Annotated in this window: 19 protein-coding genes and 1 tRNA gene; 10 read left to right on the forward strand and 10 right to left on the reverse strand. The window is 55.8% G+C overall.

Annotated features, from left to right (window positions below):
* Positions 1-453 precede the first annotated feature (453 nt).
* Together HMPREF2804_RS10100 and HMPREF2804_RS11150 are read left to right on the forward strand one after the other, a co-directional pair.
* Positions 454-2,043, forward strand: a complete 1,590-nt coding sequence (locus tag HMPREF2804_RS10100) for an MFS transporter (RefSeq protein WP_083308378.1) — start codon at positions 454-456, stop codon at positions 2,041-2,043.
* Between the two features lie 362 nt (positions 2,044-2,405).
* Positions 2,406-2,633, forward strand: a complete 228-nt coding sequence (locus HMPREF2804_RS11150) for a hypothetical protein (RefSeq protein WP_168164914.1) — start codon at positions 2,406-2,408, stop codon at positions 2,631-2,633.
* 47 nt (positions 2,634-2,680) lie between these two features.
* On the opposite strand, the gene HMPREF2804_RS10105 is transcribed toward HMPREF2804_RS11150, so the two are convergent.
* On the reverse strand, positions 2,681-3,292 hold the full coding sequence (locus HMPREF2804_RS10105; RefSeq protein WP_246824270.1) for a dihydrofolate reductase family protein: 612 nt from the start codon (positions 3,290-3,292) through the stop codon (positions 2,681-2,683).
* A 43-nt stretch (positions 3,293-3,335) separates the two neighbouring features.
* On the opposite strand from HMPREF2804_RS10105, the gene HMPREF2804_RS10110 reads away from it, so the two are divergent.
* Both HMPREF2804_RS10110 and HMPREF2804_RS10115 read left to right on the forward strand, forming a co-directional pair.
* Positions 3,336-3,905, forward strand: a complete 570-nt coding sequence (locus HMPREF2804_RS10110; protein WP_048754247.1) for a TetR/AcrR family transcriptional regulator — start codon at positions 3,336-3,338, stop codon at positions 3,903-3,905.
* Between the two features lie 323 nt (positions 3,906-4,228).
* Positions 4,229-4,714 carry an NTP pyrophosphohydrolase gene (locus tag HMPREF2804_RS10115; RefSeq protein WP_070628229.1) on the forward strand — a complete coding sequence of 162 codons (486 nt, stop codon included), beginning with the start codon at positions 4,229-4,231 and terminating at the stop codon, positions 4,712-4,714.
* 82 nt (positions 4,715-4,796) lie between these two features.
* On the opposite strand, the gene HMPREF2804_RS10120 is transcribed toward HMPREF2804_RS10115, so the two are convergent.
* From HMPREF2804_RS10120 to HMPREF2804_RS10140, 5 genes are all read right to left on the reverse strand, one after another.
* A tRNA-Pro gene (locus tag HMPREF2804_RS10120) sits at positions 4,797-4,873 on the reverse strand.
* A 238-nt stretch (positions 4,874-5,111) separates the two neighbouring features.
* Positions 5,112-5,930 (reverse strand): S-layer homology domain-containing protein, encoded by an 819-nt coding sequence (locus HMPREF2804_RS10125; RefSeq protein WP_246824272.1) that lies wholly within the window; start codon positions 5,928-5,930, stop codon positions 5,112-5,114.
* Positions 5,931-6,112: 182 nt separating this feature from the next.
* Complete coding sequence (locus HMPREF2804_RS10130; protein WP_070628231.1) at positions 6,113-7,987, reverse strand: ABC transporter ATP-binding protein; 1,875 nt, start codon at positions 7,985-7,987, stop codon at positions 6,113-6,115.
* Entirely contained in the window at positions 7,987-10,017 is a 2,031-nt protein-coding gene (locus HMPREF2804_RS10135) for an ABC transporter ATP-binding protein (RefSeq protein WP_246824273.1), read from the reverse strand. The genes HMPREF2804_RS10130 and HMPREF2804_RS10135 overlap by 1 nt, the downstream gene beginning before the upstream one ends.
* A gap of 418 nt (positions 10,018-10,435) precedes the next feature.
* Positions 10,436-10,729 carry a YciI family protein gene (locus HMPREF2804_RS10140; RefSeq protein ID WP_070628235.1) on the reverse strand — a complete coding sequence of 98 codons (294 nt, stop codon included), beginning with the start codon at positions 10,727-10,729 and terminating at the stop codon, positions 10,436-10,438.
* A 66-nt stretch (positions 10,730-10,795) separates the two neighbouring features.
* Here HMPREF2804_RS10140 and HMPREF2804_RS11215 point away from each other — a divergent pair, with 66 nt between their 5' ends.
* Positions 10,796-11,056, forward strand: coding sequence for a hypothetical protein (locus HMPREF2804_RS11215; protein ID WP_070628237.1), 261 nt, complete (start codon positions 10,796-10,798; stop codon positions 11,054-11,056).
* 40 nt (positions 11,057-11,096) lie between these two features.
* On the opposite strand, the gene HMPREF2804_RS11155 is transcribed toward HMPREF2804_RS11215, so the two are convergent.
* From HMPREF2804_RS11155 to HMPREF2804_RS10155, 3 genes are all read right to left on the reverse strand, one after another.
* Positions 11,097-11,258, reverse strand: a complete 162-nt coding sequence (locus HMPREF2804_RS11155; RefSeq protein WP_168164915.1) for a hypothetical protein — start codon at positions 11,256-11,258, stop codon at positions 11,097-11,099.
* Positions 11,259-12,112: 854 nt separating this feature from the next.
* Positions 12,113-13,093, reverse strand: coding sequence for a metallophosphoesterase (locus tag HMPREF2804_RS10150; RefSeq protein ID WP_070628239.1), 981 nt, complete (start codon positions 13,091-13,093; stop codon positions 12,113-12,115).
* A gap of 26 nt (positions 13,094-13,119) precedes the next feature.
* Entirely contained in the window at positions 13,120-15,270 is a 2,151-nt protein-coding gene (locus HMPREF2804_RS10155) for a transglycosylase domain-containing protein (RefSeq protein ID WP_048751234.1), read from the reverse strand.
* A gap of 319 nt (positions 15,271-15,589) precedes the next feature.
* On the opposite strand from HMPREF2804_RS10155, the gene HMPREF2804_RS10160 reads away from it, so the two are divergent.
* The 5 genes from HMPREF2804_RS10160 to HMPREF2804_RS10180 all read left to right on the forward strand — a co-directional run bounded on the left by HMPREF2804_RS10160 (position 15,590) and on the right by HMPREF2804_RS10180 (position 19,225).
* Complete coding sequence (locus HMPREF2804_RS10160; protein WP_004005495.1) at positions 15,590-15,796, forward strand: DUF4177 domain-containing protein; 207 nt, start codon at positions 15,590-15,592, stop codon at positions 15,794-15,796.
* Positions 15,797-15,925: 129 nt separating this feature from the next.
* Positions 15,926-16,408 (forward strand): RidA family protein, encoded by a 483-nt coding sequence (locus tag HMPREF2804_RS10165; RefSeq protein WP_048751233.1) that lies wholly within the window; start codon positions 15,926-15,928, stop codon positions 16,406-16,408.
* A gap of 13 nt (positions 16,409-16,421) precedes the next feature.
* Positions 16,422-17,486, forward strand: coding sequence for an NUDIX hydrolase (locus HMPREF2804_RS10170; protein WP_048751232.1), 1,065 nt, complete (start codon positions 16,422-16,424; stop codon positions 17,484-17,486).
* A gap of 89 nt (positions 17,487-17,575) precedes the next feature.
* Positions 17,576-18,574: an NADP-dependent oxidoreductase gene (locus HMPREF2804_RS10175; protein ID WP_048751230.1), complete on the forward strand. Its 999-nt coding sequence runs from the start codon at positions 17,576-17,578 to the stop codon at positions 18,572-18,574.
* Between the two features lie 15 nt (positions 18,575-18,589).
* Complete coding sequence (locus tag HMPREF2804_RS10180) at positions 18,590-19,225, forward strand: NAD(P)-dependent oxidoreductase (protein WP_048751227.1); 636 nt, start codon at positions 18,590-18,592, stop codon at positions 19,223-19,225.
* Positions 19,226-19,271: 46 nt separating this feature from the next.
* Here HMPREF2804_RS10180 and HMPREF2804_RS10185 read toward each other — a convergent pair whose 3' ends face one another.
* Positions 19,272-20,189: an Abi family protein gene (locus HMPREF2804_RS10185; RefSeq protein ID WP_048751225.1), complete on the reverse strand. Its 918-nt coding sequence runs from the start codon at positions 20,187-20,189 to the stop codon at positions 19,272-19,274.
* Positions 20,190-20,520: the final 331 nt, after the last annotated feature.

Genomic DNA, 20,520 nt, shown 5'->3' on the forward strand with positions numbered 1-20,520 from the left:
GGGGGGGGGGGGGGGGGGGGGGGGGGGGGGGGGGCAGCTGTATGTGACTGGGCGCATCAAAGATATGATGATTGTGAGGGGGAAGAACTATTTCCCGAACGATATTGAGAAGTCTTTGCGAAGGGACTTGCCAATCCTGCGTGGGCGGCGGTTTGTCGTGTTCCAAAATACGGAGGACCTTATCTATTGCTTCGTGGAGGAGGTGATTGAGATAGGCGATAGCACGGGTGTTCCAGGTCTTGTTCGGGACAGTGATGATGAGGTTGGCAGCATGTTGCGATCCGGAATCGCGCGTAGCGTGGCGCAAAGATATGGTTTGTATGTTGCTGATATGCGGGTGGTTCCGGCGGGCAGCTTGCCGACGACTGTCTCTGGAAAGATTGTCCGGACAGGTTTGGAGGACCTAATCAGTCGGTTAGACGTTGGAGAGAACGACGAGTGAGTTGATGGTATATGGGAACTGCAGTAGAGTCCGGTAGTCGCGAAATTACAGATTTAAGGGATAGCCGCGTTCTGGCGCTTGTGCTCGTCTGCACGGTGAGTTTCATGAACGTCCTGGATATCACGGTGGTGTCGGTGGCACTGGGTGATATCGGGCAGAGTCTTGGTGGGTCGCAGAGTGAGTTGCAGTGGGTAGTGGATGCTTACACGCTGCCGTTGGGAGCGTTGCTGATGTCAGCGGCGACTTTGAGCGGAAGTCTGGGGCGGCTGCGATTGTTCCGATGGGGGCTGGTCCTGTTCACGGTGGGGTCGGCCGTGTGCGCGTTGGCCCCTTCGATGGTCGTACTCAATGTTTTCCGAGCTCTTCAGGCGGTTGGTGGGGCGATCTTCTTGGGCGTCGGCGTGCCGATGATCTCTGATCGCTACGCCGCCGGACGCGAGCGGGCACGAGCTACCGGGATTTACGGGCTCATCTCAGGGGTGGCTATCGCAGTGGGGCCACTGGCAGGAGGCGGTCTGGTCCTAGTCGCTGGGTGGCGCTCTATCTTTTGGATCAACGTCCCTGTGGGGGTGGTATCCTGGCTGGCGTCGTGGTATGTGAAGGATCACGGCGCGGATCGCAGAGGTTCAGACATGGACTGGCCCGGAACGCTACTGGCAGTCCTTGCCGCCGGGGGCGTGACGGTCGTCCTGCTGGAGGGGTCGGCCTGGGGGTGGACCAGTGCGCGCACACTTGGTGGCGTTGCCGTCGGACTGGCCGCGATGGGTTTGTTCATGGCCGTCGAGCGGCGCTCGGACTCACCTATGGTTCCGGGACGCCTGCTGACTGACCGGCTCTATGTGGTGAGTATCCTGACCGGCTTTGCCGTCCAGGCTGGTCTGGTGGGGCAGATGCCCTGGCTGTCGCTGTATGCGCAGAATATCTACCTGTTGTCACCCCTGCAGGCCGGACTCTGCTTCCTCCCGTTCAGTCTCTGTGCCATCGCGGGGGCGTGGCTGTTTCGTGGCGGTAATAGGCGCTGGGCGCCGTCGGCCAGGCTGCTGGGGATCCTTGTCGTCGGGTGCGCGGCGCTGATGTCATGGGTACTGTTGTACGGCTCATCGACCTGGGTGGCGCTCCTGCCGGGTCTGATCCTGGCAGGCATTGCGGTTGGTGCTGCCGGGACCGTAGTCAACGAACTGGCGGTTGCCTCCTTCGAGGGTGATGACGCAGGTGCGGCCTCTGGGCTGTCCGCGGCGATGAGGCAGATCGGCGTGGTACTCGGCGTGGCTGTCTCCGGCGTGGGGTTCGGTGGCGCGAGCGAGCACGTGGTGCGTGATCAGTGGCCGGTGGGTGCGCAGGAGCTTGTCAGCAGCGTGCGCTCAGGACAGGGACTGCGTACGACGGCTAGTGCTCCCGGTGCCGGACGCAGCCTTCTTGCCGACGTCGTGCACCGTGCCACCGACTGGGGGATGGTGACCAGTTTCGCGATCGGGCTGTTCATCATGCTAATGGTGCTGGTTACCGGTGTCCTGTGGCTACGACGAGGAGGCGTCAACATGCCGACTCCGGGGAAGAAAAACTCCCCCGGTCCGAGAAACACCGCGCCCCCCGCACACTAAGCGTCATGAGTCAGGCGTTTTCGCCTCACAGCCCTAGAATGCTCGGCTTCGGCGTGCCTTCTTGGGCTTCTTCAGTAGGTCGGCATGGGGAAGTTCACATACCAGGCCTGGCGCTACCCCGGCAGAACACCAGAATTGGAGCACGATTCCGGGGACATGAATCTTTATATCCCCGAACTCGGTATTCCGCGAGATTAAGTCACAAGGACGACCCTCAAGAAATCTGCTTTCCCAAGACTTCAATCACAACCGCCAAAGCTGTAAATGCATGAAAACTTTGATAGGACATGACGGATTATCTTAGTAGGTTGATCACATCCTTGCGTGAGGCTGAGATTCACGTTCACGGCAACAAAGGGCTTGTGAGTTTTCCTTGCAGGCGAAACATCAACGACGCCTGCTTCTGGGCAACCAATGACACATGGAATGTAGGCTATTCACGCTGGCTCACGGATCCAATAGCAATTCTCACCACTCCTGATCGTGATGTCTCACTGCGCTGGCTGATTTGCTGCATCGGCAACCTGTATCGCAAGAAGCAGAATGATTCTACCTCCTCCTCCCTCTCCGAACCACTTCCGGATTCGTGAACGGATGGAAAGTTCCCGAACCCAGCAACGGATAGGCACGTAACGGACTACTGTCGGATAGTGCGGGCGTATTCCTCCATCACGACGCCGGATTCAAAGCTTCGACAACTCACCAGATCAAAGTTCTGTATGACGGTACCAGCATTGCCGAACAGTCGGACACCATCACCAAGGACGACGGGATTGCGTTTGAGAATGAGGCGGTCGATCTCGGGCAGCAGCTCTCCTGCAAGACTTCCACCACCGCAGAGATAGATCGCAAGCCCCTCTTGCTGCTTCAGCTCACGCACAGTCGCGAGCGCGTCAGCGGTGAATATCACGCCAGCTGGCGGGGCTGTCTCCGAGCGTGTTGCGACGAACTCGCTCAGGTGCGCATAGGGTCGTTCAATACCGGCCGCCCGCGCAATATCATAACTTGCTCGCCCTTGAATGACCGTGTCGAAGCGATTACCCGGCGGATGCATATCGAGCGCCGCGAGTACATGGGCGGGGAGTGCATCGGCGAAGTCACTCAAGTAAACAGCCATGTGATCCCCTTCAACGGGGAAGGCGTCGTAACTGCCGTCCGGTGCGGCGATGTAGCCATCGATAGACACGGCGACGTAGTAAATCAGTTCACGCATCATATCTCCAATCACTACTTTTGTCGTGGTTAACATGACTTTACCACGATATCAGTAGTACATGCGATAGCATGATCACATGGTCCGTAATGCTGAACGACGCACACTGCTCGCCGACGCTGCTGTACGAGTACTCGCTCAACAAGGCTCACGCGGTCTGACACATCGGGCGATCGACGCCGAGGCGAAAGCACCCAGAGGTACAGCCTCAAACTACTTTGCCTCGCGCGATGAAATCATCGATGCGATCCTGCTCCGTATCAGTGAACGTCTGCAGCCGGACCCCGACATCCACGCTGACCTTGCCCAGCGACCTCCCGGCGTTGAGCTATTCACCGAGTACTTGCGCGACATTGTCCACCGGCTGACAGACAACCGTGATGCTGCGATAGCGCTCTTCGAGCTGCGGCTCGAAGCCACCCGCCGCCCGCGCGTCGCGGAGGCGCTCACCACCTGGCGGCGAGCAGGGCTTCAAGCCGATATCGAGTTCAACGAGAAGATGGGCCTACCCGGTCGGCCTGCGGACATCACGCTTTTCCACTACGCCCTCGACGGACTGCTTCTTGATCATCTCACCGTTCCCGTGGATGAAACTGTCAATCCTGACGAGGTGGTGAGCGTGCTCGCCCACCGACTTCTCGGCAGCTGACGCAACCCATCACTTTTTAAAGTCGCCAACACACTGGGTTCTCCCCAAACCCTCCAGTTCAATCCTGCTCTGCCGAGTAGACGCGGTCTACCGACGACAGATCAAACTGCTGCATTTGACGTCGTCGCCCAGAGCATGCTTGTCACGCAGATACTCCAGCGTCGGAACGAGGTTCTCAGTGGGGCCACTACGTGCTGTGCATAGGCGCTCGTCCTCATGAGCGGGCGGGGATAGCCCAGCGAAGTGACGAATATGCTGGCACGCACGGTTTCTCTTCGATACTCTGGTGCCTACTGAAGAACACGTGAGAGAGGAATAAGCCCGTGAAGTACTTTGCGTACAGGGTGGTGGGGAAGACTGAATATAACGGATTTGATGTTCCCCAGACTCCGCAGTCTTTCGCCGACGATACCAAGCAGCGCCTCACCGATCCCGACTTTTTGGAGGGTGACAAGCGCTTCGCCCTCGTGGTGTGGGCTCTGCCTGAAGGCGTGAACCATGTTGATGACGTTCCCCAGGATTCGGTGGCGCACGGCAACTATATACAGTGTGCCGGTTCCACGCGTGCGATGACGGTGGAAATTAGGGTGACTGCCGAAGATGGTTCGTACGAACAGTACACGGTGGCTCGCACACCTGTGACCGACCCCGATGCGTGGACAACCATCACATGGGTTGGTAACCGTATGCCCGTTCAAGTGCACCCTGAAGAAGTTTTTACGGGTGAGCAGGCGGCGCCTATCTTCCGCGCCTACATTGAGGACGGCGTGATTCCGCCGCGCGAGTTGCTGCGTACACTGGATATTTAGATGTTTGGTGAGGCCCAGGGGGGCCCGGGCAGAAGGTACATACAGCAAACCCCCTGAAGATTACTCTCAGGGGGTTTAGGGTTGGTCGGGATGACAGGATTTGAACCTGCGACCTCGTCGTCCCGAACGACGCGCGCTACCAAGCTGCGCCACATCCCGGTGTTAACCTGTCGGACAACCCGCAGGCAACTCATCAATAATAGCCGAAGAGCACGGGGAAAGCAACACGAATAAGCCCTCTCAAAAACCTGTAAACCCTGAGTTTCCAGGGGAGTAGGCGCGGTGTCTTGTGCGTGTGCTTCCGCCTTCTGCTTGATGCACTAAAAACGCGGAAGCACACGCGACACCGGAGAGAAACGCTCAACATTTCCCGCAGCGACTGTACAAGATTATCCGCTTAGATCTTGGCGAAGCGGAACACAAACGCGGCGGTCGCTTCACGAGTAACAGGCTCATGCGGGCGGAAGGTGCCGTCAGGCCAGCCGGTCGTGATCTTCTGGGCCTTAAACCATGCGATTTCACGGTAGAACGGGCTCTTCGAGGTAACATCCGTAAAGGGTGCCTGAGTCGGTGCCGCATCGTCGTTCATATTGGCGGCACGGTAGAAGAACGCCGCCAGAGCCTCACGAGTAACGGAATCGTGCGGGCGGAAGGTGCCATCCGACCAGCCGGTCGTGATGTGCTGCTGGTGCATCCACACGATCTCCTTGTAGAAGGGATCGCTCGGAGCAACGTCGGTGAACGGCGACTGCTTGGGCAGAACAACATCGGGTGAGCCAGCCATCCGGTAGAAGTATGCGGCAATTGCGGCGCGCTCAATATTCTGGGACGGGCGGAAAGTGCCATCGGGCCAACCCGTCGAAATACCGGTCTGTCCCAGCCACGTGATCTCCTGATAGAACATATGGGTCTGGGGAACATCCTTGAAGACCACCGCCGCTGGCTTTTCGCTCGGCGCGGGTGCGGGTGCCTCCGGAGACGGGCCGTCACTCGGAGCCGGTGCGACTACAGGCGCCGCAGGAGTCGGATCTACCGAGAGTCCGGGGTTCGCCTCAGCCGCCGGTGCGCTGGGGGCCGCGGATGCGCTCGACGCAGGGTCCGCCGCCTTCGCAGTTTCCGCAAAAGCAGGCTGAGCGGCAAAGGTTAGGCCAAGAGCAAGAGTGAGTGCAGAAGCGGTGCCCTGAGCCAGAAACTTCCTCGCATCATTGCGTGACATATTTTCCTCCATGAGGTTATAAGGGTTTAAGTGAATGAGTATCTGCACGCTCTATGAAGCGGCAAGACACCTTTATCATCCACAAAAAATTTTGCCGTGTCTACTCAGGCGGTTACAGCTAAGAACTATGACGTTTAGGGATCTCATGCACGTATCACAATAGGTAAACGTGCGCATAAGAGTTAGGCGCTGGGGGAGTCTGAATCCTGCCGCGCATCCTCCCACGAGGTGTACATTGCGGCAAACTCGCCACCGGCGGCAATCAGCTCCTGCGGTGAACCATCCTCAACAATAGCCCCCGCAGAAACAACCAGCACCCGGTCCGCACTCAGCACAGTCGAAAGACGATGCGCAATCACCACGGCGGTACGCCCCGCCAACAAGGCATTGAGCGCCCGCTGCACCGCCCGCTCGCTGGGAATATCCAAGGATGCGGTGGCCTCATCCAAAATCAGTACCCGCGGATTTGCCAAGAAAACGCGGGCAAAAGACACAAGCTGACGCTGCCCGGTCGAAAGGTTCACACCGCCGCGCCCGAGCATTGTGCCGTACCCCTGCGGGAGGGTCTGAATAAACTCATCCGCGCCGACAGCCTGCGCCGCCTGGCGTACCTGGTCGTCGGTCGCCTGCGGGTTGCCCAAACGAATGTTCTCGGCAATCGAGGTTGAGAACAGAAAGACTTCTTGGGTGAGCATGACGACGTTTCGGCGCAGCTCCTGATCGGTCAGGGAACGCACATCCACGCCGTCGAGAAGCACCCTGCCGGTATCAACGTCATAGAAACGGGCAATTAATTTGGCAATCGTAGACTTTCCGGCACCGGTTTCACCCACGAGTGCCACCGTCTGCCCCGGTGCAATCCTCAGCGACGTAGGCATGAGCGCGTGCTGACCCGCAGTGTAACCGAATGCGGCATCCTCAAGAACGATCTCACCCAGCGGGGTTGCCTCTGCTGAACTCTCGGTGCTCGCCGGCGTGGAGGGGGACTGCGGCAGGCTTACAGGATGCTGCGGGTCTTGAATCTGCGGTTTTTCGGCTAAGAACCCGGAAACCTTCTCCAACGCCGAAAACGCCGACTGGAGTACGTTATAAAACTCGGAGAGCATCATAATCGGCTCAAACACCCGGTTCGCATAAATAATGAGCGCAAGCAGGGTGCCCACCTGCATGGTGCCGCCGAGCACCGCATACCCACCAATCACAAGCGCCGCCGCCACAAAAATATTGCCCAGCAGAATCAGCACGGGGGAGTAGATGCCGAAGAGCTTGATAGAATCCATGACCGCCACCCGGTACCGCTCGGCGTTGCGTGCGTACGATGAGCGCGCATCCGCCTCTGCACCGAAACTCTTGATGGCTCGAATACCGGTGTAGGTTTCAACAAAACGGCTTGTCAGCTGGGCAGATTCGTTACGCATGGCACGGAATGCGGTTTCTGAGCGGGTGCGGAACCAGCGGGTTATCAGCCAGATGGGAACCGTCATAGCCACCAGAAGCAGACCGATGCGCCAATCCAACAGGAAAATGGCGATTACCGAGAACGCAATCCCCAGCAGGGTTGTGGCAAGCTGACTGATACCACTGTCTAAAAAGGTGCGGATCGTATCAATATCGCTTGTCAGCCGCGAAATTACGCGGCCTGACGTATATGACTCGTGGAACGAGACGCTCAGCGACTGCGAATGCTGGAACACACGCGTGCGCAGGCTCAACAGCACACCCAGCGAAACCCTCACCGTATACACCACATTCACCCAGGTCAGGGTGCCGTTAGCGAGCACGGTTGCCCCAAAAAGTACCACAAAGAATATAAGCGGGGTGCTGTCGCCGCGGGTGAGTGGTTCAATTGCGGTATCGAGCACACGTGCAATCAGCCAGGGCTGCACGGCGGATGCGATCGCCCCGAGTATTACCGCCGCCACCGAAATCGCCAGGGACAGCCGATGCGGGCGCAAAATCTCGCGCAGTAGACGGTACGAACGCTTCCGAGCCTGCCGCCGTTCTTCGGGGGACAGGTTCGTGCGTTCGTCGGAATTCGGCACGAGACGCCTAGGCATTAACCCTCGTCCTGCACACTCATTAGGCGGCGATACTGTGGCAGCTTCATAAGCTCGGTGTGGGTGTCCTGGGCGGTAATACGGCCATCCTCCAGCAGCAGCACCCGGTCGGCAAGCGCCACCGTTGAAGGCCGATGTGCGGTCAGCAGGGTGGTAGCCCCGCCCAGTCCTTCATGCCCGGTGCGCAGCGCCTCAATAATCTTCTCTTCCGTGTGAACATCTAGCGCCGAGAACGGATCATCAAGCAGCAGCACGCTCGGGCGAACCGCCAGGGCACGCGCCAAAGAAAGCCGCTGCCGCTGACCACCCGAGAGGCTCAACCCCTCTTCGCCAATAATGGTATTGACCCCTTCGGGAAGGTCGTCCACGAAATCGCAGGCTGCGATCGTGAGGGCGGCGCGCACACGCTGATCCGCCTCCTCAGAAGAGCTAAGATCGTGCACCCCTAACAGGACGTTCTCACGCACCGACCCCGAGAACAGCACGGCTTCCTCAAAAACAGAGGCCATTTGCGCGCGTACCTCGGGCAGCGGCATATCGGCGGCATCGCGACCGCCCAGCAGAATCTTTCCTGACGAGGGCTCATAGAACCGCGGAATCAGGTTGAGAATTGTTGATTTCCCGCTGCCGGTAGCCCCTACGAGCGCCAAAATCTCGCCCGCAAAAGCTTTAAACGTAATATCGTGAAGTACCGACGGGGTTTTGGAGGTTGCAGCCTTCTGCTGTGCACGCGCAAACTCGCGTTCCTGCTCTGTAGGCTCGGGGCTTGGATCCTGTAGATCAGCCTGTAACTCCGGGAACGCTGCGGGGTCTGCCTCCTGCGTGGAATCGGCACTGTCCTGGTGATCCTGCGAGCCCTTGGCAAAACCTAGAATCTTCGCCAGAAAACCACCTAAACCGCTCTGCTCGGCGTGATCCGTTGAAGCCCCATCCTGCCCGGAATGCTCCTCAGGAACCTTAGCCGTGCGCGCCTGAGTATCAGCGGAATCTTCGTGTGCGCGTGCCACCGCATCAGAATCGACGGCATCTACGGTGTTCGCCTGCTCGGCATAGCTGAAGCTCACCGCCTCACACGCCACAGAAATTGCGCCACCCGAAGGATAAGCCACGGTCTCCTCCTCAACTAGTCGTACCTGTTCATCGCCGGGATCCGCCATCACCTCAACGTGACGCTCAAACGCCACCCGGTAATTCAAATATGATGCCATCAGCGCGGTCGAACGGAGCACATGCCCCAACACCACCGTCAGCACCGCAAAATAGGCGGTCATCGCACCCAAAGAAAGACTACCCGATGCCACCTGCGGCGCGCCCACCAGCAGGGCGAGCATCGTCACCGCCCCCACAATCACGCGCTGATAAAACCCCACGCGCGCCACCAACATGGCACGGCGATGCTCCACCTCATTCAAATGTTCGGCATCGCGGGTATACTCAGTAATCTGCTCGGGGGAGCGACCCAGCGCTTTCACCACCCGAATACCGCGCACAGACTCCTCAATGCGGGTCGAAAGATCGCTGGTGAGCCGCTGAATCTCGCGGGTGTAAGCCTCATATTTGCGCACATAGCTGATGAGCGAGAGCACCAGCACCGGAATAGCCACCACAAAAATAACCGCGAGCGGGGCGGATGCGGTCACCATAAAATACCCGCCCGTTACGAACATGACCACAACCGAGGTCATCTGCACCAGCGCAAACGAAAACCACCGGCGAATCGTACTCAAATCGCTCATGGAACGGGTGAGCAGCTGCCCGGAAGACCACCGGTCAAGAACGCTCAGCGGCGCCCGTAAAATCCGGTCGAAAAAGTTCATGCGCATGCGGATTTCAAGCGTGGAGGTAGGATCCACGATCAGCCACCGCCGCCAATACGCCAACGATGCGTTCCCCACGCCAATCAAAAGTACTAGTCCGCCGCCAATCCAGACACCCGCCTCGGTCGTATTCTGCACAAGCTCATCGACAATGAACCGAAGCATCTGCGGAATAGAAATTTCGAGAATCGCCGCGCCAACAGCGACCAGCATGCCGATAGCCCAGCGCCACCGAATCGGGGCAATATACGGCAGGAATTTGAGAGGCGCGCGCTCGCCCGCATCGTAATTTACGGGTGTGGGAATAGGTTCCGGGGCGGTTTCCAGGAAGGGATTGCGTCGTCGAGAAGTGCCGGGGGTGTGTGTGCGGGTCGTGCTCGGTTCCTCCTGCTTAGATACGGTTTAACGTTCTTACATGGTGTGAGCGTTAGTGCTCTTAATTATAGAGGGGCACCCCGGATGCGCCCGCTACGGTTCTGCCCTGAGCGTCCCGTTCTTATCGGTGAGCTTAACCCGTTCTCTTAGTCTTAATCCGTGAGCAGATAGTATTTCGACGAAAAGATAGCGGATTGTTATCTTCTCGCCGAAATACTATCTGCTCGCGTGTAGCTCGCGGATACGGTACGGTAATTTAGAGTGTCTTACGGTACTGAGCTAAATCTTCTGAGGTTTTGGTGGGAATGAACTCGATTATCTGATATTCCGCCACTTTAGCGCGGTGAAAAGGGTCTTCAGAGATAATACGTTCCACCTGCTCCACGCTCTCTGCCTGCATCACAATAATGCCGCCTGTGCGTGGCTGTTTACGCCCCGACATGAGGAACACGCCTTGACGATAATAGCGGTCGAGATAGGCAACATGGTCAGACAGGTGTGCTTCAATGTCGGCCAGGTCTTTGACGTAATTCAACGATACGATGAACATAATTTTTCTCCCCCGGTGGGTGTTATTCTCAGATACCGCAAGCTACGCGGCCATAGCCTAGGCGTAATGGGTGTTCAGATGCGCCAGGTAGTCATCCGCGCTATCTGCCACCTGCTGGGCAGCGGCTTCATCGTAGCTCTCATAGGTGTCGATGGTGTGGAACGCGAAGAGAGGCTGATAATCGGCGCTGATATAGTTGGCTGTCAGCTCGAAGGGACGCAGGGTTCCGGCGACGGTATACCCGACGGAACCTTCCGCACTGTACTCTGGGGCGGGACAGTCCCAGGATTGCGGCTGCTTCGCTGGTCGTTAAAATTTCTGGGCTGAACTGCACGGAAACAACATGGTGAGCAAGAATCGCTCGAAATTATGCACGAACAAAGTCGGCAACGGGTTCAGGGGCTTGAACCTTTTGCCCATTCGGCAGAGTCCCCTGAACCGTGAGGCTTTGGACGAACTCTTCTGATAACGGAATAATCTGTTCCTGCAGAGGTTCAGCCGCAAAAGTCCGAGTGTGCTGGGCAGTCATGACTGCTACCTCCTAACTCATACATACTTGGGGATTTCTCCCTAGTTTACAGTATTTTTCGTTTGCAAACGAAAGTTGTAATACTAAGAGATGTCGTGCAGTGTGGCATATTAAGTGGAAGCAGATAGGTAATGCAGACTAGCCCTCTATATTTTTATGAGTGGTTGATATTTTTCGGTGTGTAGAGATGAGTGGTATGCATGTGGGTGTGCCATATTACTGTGGCACACCCACATGATTTTACTTTATTTCATCTTGGATGCTAATAGTGCGTATGCCAAGATGATAGTAATGATTTCTATCATTTAAATCACCTCCTCTTTATGTCTATTTATATATTTGATCCTAGAGGCAGATATAGTAAAGACAAAATATCCTAGTTATAAACTGCCACCATTTTGTAAGGTATTTTTAATAACTTACATGAAACCATTATAGTATAGAAAAACATTAAAACAGATTTTGAAAATATCTCTCACGACTTGAATAATAAAAGTCAAATAAAAATCTACTCAAGAACAATAAAACAAGCTCACAAGTAAAAATACTAAATAATTTACAAGGAAGAACTATCATCAAAAATATCTAGCACATCAACAAGCAAAATCCCCAAGATCATGAAATAAAACAAAAAATCTTACACCTAGCGAAGTTACTTTGAAATATATGGAGTATGAGAAAACCAAACTAGCTATGTACACCAATGTAGAATCAATTCTGACAAAACTTAGAATCAATCTCCCCGTAAGACTCATTCTCCACACGCGAGCAGGTAGATTTTGACCGAGCAGGTAGGAAAATACTACCTGCTCGGCCAAAAACCACCTGCTCGCGGAATATAAGGGAAAGAAAACCTACCCGTCCTTTGCCGTGAGGGTGACGAGCACCGCCTCCGGGGGACAGAAGAGGCGCACCGGCGCGAACCGTGAGGTCCCCAGCCCCGCCGAAACCTGCACCGGAACATCGCCCTGATAGCTCACACCCTTCGCCCGCGACGGCGGCAAATCACAGTTACTCACGAGCGCACGACCGCCCGGCAGACACACCTGCCCGCCATGCGTGTGACCGGCAAAAATAAGTTCGGCACCATCCTGCACAAATCTGTGCAGAGTGCGCATATACGGTGCATGCGCAACACCCACACGAATACGCGGCACGTCCGAAGACTCAAACGCTTGCGGTGAGAACCCCGGATGCGCATCGTAACGCAGATGCGGATCATCCACCCCCGAAAATTCCAGGCGCAGCCCACCCAACGTGATGCCGTCGTACCGGTTAATAAGCCCTACCCAGCCGCGCGACTCAAAGGCGTCATGCATACGCTCAATCGGAAGCGGCACACGCGACCCCTCCTCAATCTCCTGAGGCGTGCGCGCCTGCCACAGATACCGTGCAGGATTCTTCAGCACCGGGGCAAAATAGCAGTTCGAGCCAGGCACGAAAACCCCCGGAAAATCCAGGAGAGGGTCAAGTGCCTCTAGGAGAGGATCAAGCCCGCCCACATGCGAGAGGTTATCGCCCGTATTCACCACCAAATCCGGGTTCAGGCCCGCCAAAGAATGCATGAACTCGGTCTTCGCCCTCTGCCCAGGAATCATATGCATATCCGAGATATGCAGAATCCTAAAGTTTGGCGACCCCACCGGAAGCACCGCGAGAGTTTCCTCGCGCACCTGAAAATTATTCAATTCGACGAAGCGCCCATACGCCGCCGTGGCGGCTCCCAAAGCAAGCCCTGCAGCCGCAAACTTCACCATACTCTGTGTGAAGTGCGAACCACGTGCCGCTTCAGAAGCCGCCACGGATGCGCGGGCACCGGATGCGTTCTCACACATCGTGTGCCTTTCTTCAGTACGCCCTCTTAGTTACCGTTGACGTTTGTTGACGTCACCGATGCCGGGGGCTCAGTAAACTTCTCGGTGTTGTACTTCGGTGCCATGGCCTGCATGAACTGCTGCCACTGGGCACCCGCATAGGTCGCACCGTCCACGTACTCCAGCACGCGACCGTTAATCGCAATACCGTTCATCGAGCGGTAACCCAAGTCGTTACTGCCCACCCATGAAGCAGTTGCCAGGCCGCGGGTGTAACCGACCATCCAGGTCTGCGAGGAGTTATCGTTCGTACCGGTCTTCGCGGCGGAAGCATCCGGCAGACCGATAGCGCGCTTAGGCGCTGAACCTCCGGAGGCAAGCACGCCCTTGAGCACGTAGCTCACACCGTTAGCAATATCCGGGCTGATCGCCTGCTCACACTTAGACTCGTAAGTCTTCATGGGCGAACCGTCACTCTTAGTAATCTTCTCAAGTGGGCGCGGCTCACAGTACTTACCTTCGCTCGCGAAAGTTGCGTATGCGCTCGCCATGGTCAGCGGGGTAGCACCGTACCTGGTACCACCAATGTTTGCACTGAGCAGACCCGGATCGTACAGCTGCTGACCCAGACCGTCGTGCAGGTGCAGCTTATTTGCCATATCGCTGATATCGCAGAGGTCGAGTTTACTGACCATCGAGTACAGGTAGGAGTTAGCCGAAACGCGAATACCGTAGGCGACCGTACCCCAGCTCTGGTATCCCGGAACCGCGTTCTTGAAGGACCAGCCGTTAGCGGAGTCGCGGTAGTAGTACTTACCGCCCTCCACACAGCGGGCGTTCCACCCAAAGCTGCTTGGGTAGGATAGAGCCGTACCATCGATTTGGGCGTTCACACCTCGACCAGAGTTAATCCACTGGGACAGCACCACGGGCTTGAAGGTTGAGCCCGGCTGGAATCCGGGGGTGCCGCCATAGAGCGAATCTACGTTGAAGTTGAACTGGGTTTGCGAGTGGTCATTCGCATCCTTGGGTTTACCCCATTCGGCGTTCTGAGCCATCGCCACCACGCGACCGCTGCCAGGCTCCACACTGGTCAAAGCGGCGTTCACGTTGTTGGTGTTGGTGGAACCAGGCTGAACGGCCTCCACAGACTGTTTAGCGATCTTCTGCGCTTCGGGGTTTAGGGTACTCACAAGCTTAAAACCGCCGCGGTTGAGCAGGTTCAAACGCTCCTCAGGAGTTGCCCCGAAAGATTCGTCAAGCGCAACATAGTTCACCACGTAGTTACAGAAGAATGAGCTTTCGCCCGCAACAGAGCAGCCCTTCTCAGGCGGATGAACATTGAGCTTAATAGGCGATGCAATGGCTTCATCGTATTCTTGCTGTGAAATCTTACCGTCACGAAGCATGGTGCCAAGCACCACATCGCGGCGTTCACGCGCCAAATCGGGGTGCGTCGTTGGATCATAGGTGTTCGGTGACTGCACCAGACCCGCGAGAAGGGCCGATTGGGCTACCGAAAGATCCTTCGCGGAAATACCCCAGTAGTATTGGGCCGCCGCCTCAACACCGTAGTTGGTGCCGCCCAAGTTCACGATGTTCAGGTAGCCCTCAAGAATCTCGTCTTTAGACTTGTTCTGCTCCATCGAGATAGCGAGCTTCATCTCTTTGATCTTGTCGAGATAGCCTTTATTCCCGCCCAGAGTTGTGGGGTCTGCGCCGCGCTGCACATCGGAATCAACGATCAGGTTGTTCACGTACTGCTGTGTGAGTGTCGATGCACCCTGACGTTTCTTCGGGTTCAGGAAGTTATTCGCGAACGCACGACCAATGCCGATAGCTGATACGGCACCGTGGTTGTAGAAGTCGCGGTCTTCCACCGAGATAATGGCATCACGCATATGCGGTGACATCTGATCGAGCTTAACCTCTGTGCGGTTTTCCTCGAAGAAGGTCGCAAGCTCGGTCTTACCATCAGAGGCGTACAGAGTCGATGGGCGTGAGAAGGGGCCTTCTGAAATGTCTTCCGGAAGATCCTGGAACCACGTCATTGAGGCATTAGCGACCATGCCAACACCTACCGCCGGGGGTACCACGATAATTGCTACCAAGAACCCGGCAATGATACTGAACGCCACAAACTGCAAAAAGTCACTGGGGCGACGCCGTTGCGCGCGCGATTTTTTTCGTGAAGCCATTCATTCAGTTTAGCGGATACACCTGAGAACGCATCCCTCAAAAGGGTTAAACTCTAGGTTTAACTTGCCGGTTTCCCGTCTTCGCGGGCAACGCGCCGGATGTACTTCCTTGGCTATACCGTGAAAACACCGGGTCTATGCCCCGAAAATCCGCGGCATCTCGCGGGTTATGTACTCGGTGCGAGGCTGACCGGCGTATCCGGCGCGCGGGGTGACCGTTCGGCGTCATGTTCTGGCCTTCTGTTACGCCTAGAGCGTTGAACCTGCAATAGAGCGCAATAGCCTTGTTCGAGCCGGGGAACAGGACTACCCTAGAGCTATGAAGAAATGGGAATATTTGACTGTGCCGTTGATCGTGCACACCACCAAGGCAATCCTTGATAACTACGGTGAGGAAGGGTGGGAACTTGTTGCGGTTCTGCCTGGCGCACCCGCACCCAGCGGACCGAACCCCGCAGGCAACATGGTGGCACCCACCCAGGGTAACCCCATCGCCTACCTCAAACGCGAGAAAGTCGAAGGCTAAAGCCTTGCACCACGCCCGGTAACCTGAATCCTCCGGTTGCCGGGTTTAGCGTCTCTTTTGCGATATGCTTCTACACAACACTACATATATGCGGCGCACGTGCCACCAACCACATCCCTGGAGAACCCCATGACTGAATCCCGTTATGAACTGAGCATTCGTGAACTCGGCTACCAACTTCCCGAAGTCGCAGCCCCTGTCGCCGCCTATGTACCCGCTGTGGTGAGCGGGAATTATGTGTATACCTCCGGGCAGCTTCCATTCGTCAGCGGTCAGCTGCCTGCCACCGGTAAAGTCTCGGATTCGGGTGACTCAACATTTGTGACCCCTCAGGATGCCAAGAAGTACGCTGCCATTGCAGTGCTGAATGCGCTTGCCGCTGTGAAGTCCGTTATCGGCGATCTTGATCGGGTGAAGAAGGTCGTGAAAGTTGTGGGGTTCGTGGCATCTGACCCGGAATTTACCGGTCAGCCCGGGGTGATCAATGGCGCCTCTGAGCTGTTGGGTGAGATCTTTGGCGAGGTTGGTACGCACGCCCGCTCGGCGGTCGGTGTTCCGGTGCTTCCGTTGGACTCTCCCGTTGAGGTTGAAATCATCGTCGAGTACGTCTAATATTCTCAGGATCATGACTACGACACCTTCTCAGAAGTTGTACACCGGAGTAGTTCCGGTGGTTGGTGAAGAACAGAAGCCGCGCATCTTTACCGGGCGCTCGTCTGTACCTGCCGCACGCACCGAGCAGATTCAGCGTCTTTATAAAATCCCGGAGTTTATGCGCACCGCCGCCGAAACCTGGGTATCCGAGGGCGGTGAGGATGCTGGAGGGGCATGCTCGCTCCGCCAAGCGGCGTCAGTCATCTTTGTGCGTGACGGCGAAGACGGTCTTGAAACCATCCTGACCTACCGTCCGGGGTCCTCACCCTTGGGCGTTGTCGCTTTTCCGGGCGGTACCGTGACCCCCGGCGACGACGACGCAACCCCCTGGTATGGTCCGACCCCCGATGAATGGTCTGCCAAGTTCAAATTCAAAAATGTAACCTGCGCGCGACGCACCGTGATCGCTGCTATTCGCGAGTCCTTTGAAGAAACCGGTCTGCTTCTTGCCGGTGAGGACGGGCAGAACGTCGCCGAGAGCGGCGCGGGTGAAGAACAGATGAGTCAGCGTGAGGCAATCGCCGATCAAGACAAGAGCTTCGGGCAGTTCTTAACCTCATGCGGACTGAAACTACGCACAGACCTGCTGCGCCCGGTATCGCGCTGGCAGTCGCCAGACTTCTTCCATAAACGCTACGACATCGCCTATTTCACCACGGTTGTTCCCGTGGGGCAGAACGCCAAGCTGCTGGAAGGCAAGGGTGTGTGGGGCAGTTGGGTGAATGTGCGCACGCTCATGGAGAGTAAGGATACCTCGGAACTGGGGGATCGTATCGGGCAGCCGAATACGGTGGGTAAGACCCTTGAGGAACTGGTGACTCCCGCCGTGATGTGCATGCTTGAGTCGCTCGCCACCTCAGAAACCGGGGTATCGTGGCTGGCAAAGCGCCGTACCGTTGAGGTGAAGAAGCCCGTGCTCGTGAAGAATGACGGCGCGTGTATGCTTTCGTTTACAGAAGTTGTACCGGTGTCATCTAAAACAGGAACGCTTGGCACAGTCGGTCCACTCAAGTCGGCCTCTGTTGCCCCCTCATAAGACTTGGAAGGCCGGATTTTCCGCATTGTATTGTGTTGAGAATCCGGCCTTTGTTGTAGGCAGATAGTCACAGTGAAAGGAAAAATCTCATGATTCGCAAAATTCAGTACAACGCCTATGGCGATCCCAGCGTCCTAGAAATGGTTGAGTCAGATGAACCTACACCGGGTGAAGGTGAAGTCCGTGTGACGGTCAAAGCGGTCGGACTGAACCCTCTGGAGATGAAGACTTTCGAGGGGTTCAAGCCACTTCGCGTCGCAGAGACGATTAACCGTTTGCGTCACCCGTCCTGGTGGTTTGGCCGCGGTCCCGCACGTTTTCCGAAGGGTGTGGGGCGTGACTTTTCTGGTGTGATAGATGCCCTAGGCCCCGGTGTGAACAATGTTGCTGTGGGCGATGCGGTACTGGGAACCCTGCGCAGCGCTCCCGGTTCCGGCGTGACGAAAGGCTCACTGGCTGAGAAACTGGTGACTTCTGCCCAGAATATTGTTGCGAAACCTGAGAACCTGAACTTTGAGGTTGCAGCAGCCTTGGGTGTCGCCGGGGAGAGCGCATGCGGGGCGTTCCGTGCAATCGATCTGAAACCCGAGGATGTGCTGGTTATCAGTGCCGCATCCGGCGGTGTGGGAGCCGTGGCGGTTCAGCTTGCGGTGCATCGGGGAGCAACAGTTATCGGTATCGCATCGGAGAAAAACGCGGAGTTTGTGCGCTCTCTAGGGGCTATTCCGGTTGCATACGGTGATGGTTTGAAGGAACGTATTCTCAAGGCAGCACCGACCCCGGTTACGAAAATGCTTGACTGCTACGGCGGGGACTACATTCCGTTAGGGGCAGAGCTCGGACTGAAAGGGTCCGCGATGGGCACGCTGATTCCTACGCCGAAGGCGATGATAAAAGGCGCGCAGTTTACGGGGGCGCGGCATGCTCAGCCCGGTGACCTGAAAGAAGTCGCTGATCTAGTGGCATCGGGAGATATTGACGTGACCTTAGCGCATGTGTACCCGTTCAAGCTTGAATCCATCCGTGACGGCTATAAGGAACTGGGCACGGGGCACGTGCGCGGTAAACTTGTGGTCACTATTCCCTAACAAAAGTCGAAAACTATGAAAATTTTAGTGTCTGGTGCTACCGGAAACGTGGGTCGTTTGGTCGTGGAACAGGCGCTTGCGCGTGGCCATGAGGTAGTTGCACTTGCCCGGAACCCGCAGAATCTTCAGCTCGATCACCCGAACCTAACCACGGGCGCTGTAGATATTCTTGATGCTCAGGCCCTCAAGCCCTGGCTTCAAGGCGTAGATGCGGTCATCAGTACCGTAGGGATTGGAACCTCGAAAACGCCGACAACCCTTTACTCTGCCGGGACGAAAAATCTTCTGGACGCAATGCAAGAGCATGGGGTATCACGTTTGGTTGTGATCTCTTCGGAGGTCGCCGAACATTGGGCTCATCAAGGGCTCTTCAAGCTCTGGGTGGTATTGCCGCTGCTGCAACACTTTTTGGGTGCAACCTACGATGATATGCGGCGTATGGACGTGGTTTTGTGGGAAAGCACCGCACAGTGGACGGCGGTGCGTGCCCCTCGTATTCAGCCGATGAAAGCTAAAGGTTCTTATCGGCTCGATGCCCACAAGCCGCTTCGACGCGGCTGGATGATTACCCCGGCAGATATGGCTACTGCGTTGCTCGATATTGCCGAACGTGAGGACCTGAACCGACAACATGTCTACGTTGCTAACTAGATGTGAGAAGGCCTACTATACCTTAATTTGGCGATGCTTATTTCAGCTATACGCTCCAGAGCCTACTTGCCGTTTGCCAGTTATCAGGAGCTCCCATATGTGAAATTGGGACTATCTGAACTTCTGGAAACGATTGTACGACTGTCGGTAACAGCTTTTTATTGCCGACAGTAAAACGGTCTAAGAGAAACTGTATAAGTGTCAGTTGCCCGAAAGTGCGTTTCCAATCGGTATTTATGCAGTCGAGATCGGTGTGGGTACCTTGAGCAGGTAGCTTAGGCGAAATAGCATGTACCCTGTTAAAAAGGCGCCCATGATGAGCGCAGATATTCCGCACGATGTTAAGAGCCTTAAGCCAGCTACGCAATTGAGGCGCATTAAGACCGCACTGACTAGATATAGTATTCTGCACGCTACGGGGTGAAAGCTCGTAAAGATAAGTTAAGCTTCCCCAGTCCATAATCTCCGTGGCAGCCCATACTGGAAGGTTCCCGCCATATTTCTGTTTGTGGTGATTAACAAAGTCTTCACGTGATGATTTAAGCTCATGTTCATAACGTCTACGCCAACCGTTATATTTCTTCTCTTTAAGGGTACGAACTTTAATTCCAAGCTTGTAAGGATCGAGATGAATCAAAGGGTCGAGACGCCCTAGTTCATGACCAAGATGCGCACGTATTGCAAGCTCAATAGGTGTAAGAGCTGTAAATGTTGCTGTACGAAGTCGAGAATCAAATCTATATAAGTCAACTACATCTCTCAACCGCGTACCTGGAAAGAAAGTATCTGCACGGCTGCTATTTTTAAACTCCCGAAACGGGTAGCAATAACCACTCAAACGATAATAACTAACCTGCTGAAGCAAAAATACCGCGTCGTCGCGATCTCCTATGTCCATACCACGTCTGGCTAGGATATCTACTTGCTCATTGTAAGTTTTAAATTCTTTGATGTCCTCGCCCATGAGTACCTTCTGTATGATGAAGACCGGCCCTGGACCTAGCTATCAAAGCAGTAGGCGGAACCGGTCGTAGTGATAAACACTCTACACAACGTTAGTCATTCTAAGCAAGCGCGATCGCGCCTTGTTTCTCACGAATAATCCTTATAGAACCGTCTGGGCACGTGAACACAGGGAAAACGTTTATCCCGGTGGGATACTCATCATTCGCTTTACAAGGGGACCCGTATCGCCTGGAGGCGATCCACCCTTAGGCGCTTATGACGAGTATCCCACCGGAAACGTCTGACTTGCCTCACTCTCACTTGGGCTCAGGAGGATATCCGCAACGAGC

The sequence above is a fragment of the Rothia sp. HMSC065G12 genome (assembly GCF_001811455.1).
Taxonomy (GTDB): Bacteria; Actinomycetota; Actinomycetes; order Actinomycetales; family Micrococcaceae; genus Rothia; species Rothia dentocariosa.

Excerpts from the sequence above, each read along its gene's own strand:
- HMPREF2804_RS10150 (WP_070628239.1), bottom strand. The coding sequence starts at position 13,093 with ATGTGTGAGAACGCATCCGGTGCCCGCGCATCCGTGGCGGCTTCTGAA.
- HMPREF2804_RS10100 (WP_083308378.1), top strand. The coding sequence starts at position 454 with ATGGGAACTGCAGTAGAGTCCGGTAGTCGCGAAATTACAGATTTAAGG.
- HMPREF2804_RS11215 (WP_070628237.1), top strand. The coding sequence starts at position 10,796 with ATGGGTGTTCAGATGCGCCAGGTAGTCATCCGCGCTATCTGCCACCTG.
- HMPREF2804_RS10130 (WP_070628231.1), bottom strand. The coding sequence starts at position 7,987 with ATGCCTAGGCGTCTCGTGCCGAATTCCGACGAACGCACGAACCTGTCC.
- HMPREF2804_RS11155 (WP_168164915.1), bottom strand. The coding sequence starts at position 11,258 with ATGACTGCCCAGCACACTCGGACTTTTGCGGCTGAACCTCTGCAGGAA.
- HMPREF2804_RS10170 (WP_048751232.1), top strand. The coding sequence starts at position 16,422 with ATGACTACGACACCTTCTCAGAAGTTGTACACCGGAGTAGTTCCGGTG.
- HMPREF2804_RS10135 (WP_246824273.1), bottom strand. The coding sequence starts at position 10,017 with ATGCTGGTCGCTGTTGGCGCGGCGATTCTCGAAATTTCTATTCCGCAG.
- HMPREF2804_RS10175 (WP_048751230.1), top strand. The coding sequence starts at position 17,576 with ATGATTCGCAAAATTCAGTACAACGCCTATGGCGATCCCAGCGTCCTA.
- HMPREF2804_RS10180 (WP_048751227.1), top strand. The coding sequence starts at position 18,590 with ATGAAAATTTTAGTGTCTGGTGCTACCGGAAACGTGGGTCGTTTGGTC.
- HMPREF2804_RS10140 (WP_070628235.1), bottom strand. The coding sequence starts at position 10,729 with ATGTTCATCGTATCGTTGAATTACGTCAAAGACCTGGCCGACATTGAA.
- HMPREF2804_RS10155 (WP_048751234.1), bottom strand. The coding sequence starts at position 15,270 with ATGGCTTCACGAAAAAAATCGCGCGCGCAACGGCGTCGCCCCAGTGAC.
- HMPREF2804_RS10165 (WP_048751233.1), top strand. The coding sequence starts at position 15,926 with ATGACTGAATCCCGTTATGAACTGAGCATTCGTGAACTCGGCTACCAA.
- HMPREF2804_RS10125 (WP_246824272.1), bottom strand. The coding sequence starts at position 5,930 with ATGTCACGCAATGATGCGAGGAAGTTTCTGGCTCAGGGCACCGCTTCT.
- HMPREF2804_RS10110 (WP_048754247.1), top strand. The coding sequence starts at position 3,336 with ATGGTCCGTAATGCTGAACGACGCACACTGCTCGCCGACGCTGCTGTA.
- HMPREF2804_RS10105 (WP_246824270.1), bottom strand. The coding sequence starts at position 3,292 with ATGTTAACCACGACAAAAGTAGTGATTGGAGATATGATGCGTGAACTG.
- HMPREF2804_RS10185 (WP_048751225.1), bottom strand. The coding sequence starts at position 20,189 with ATGGGCGAGGACATCAAAGAATTTAAAACTTACAATGAGCAAGTAGAT.
- HMPREF2804_RS10160 (WP_004005495.1), top strand. The coding sequence starts at position 15,590 with ATGAAGAAATGGGAATATTTGACTGTGCCGTTGATCGTGCACACCACC.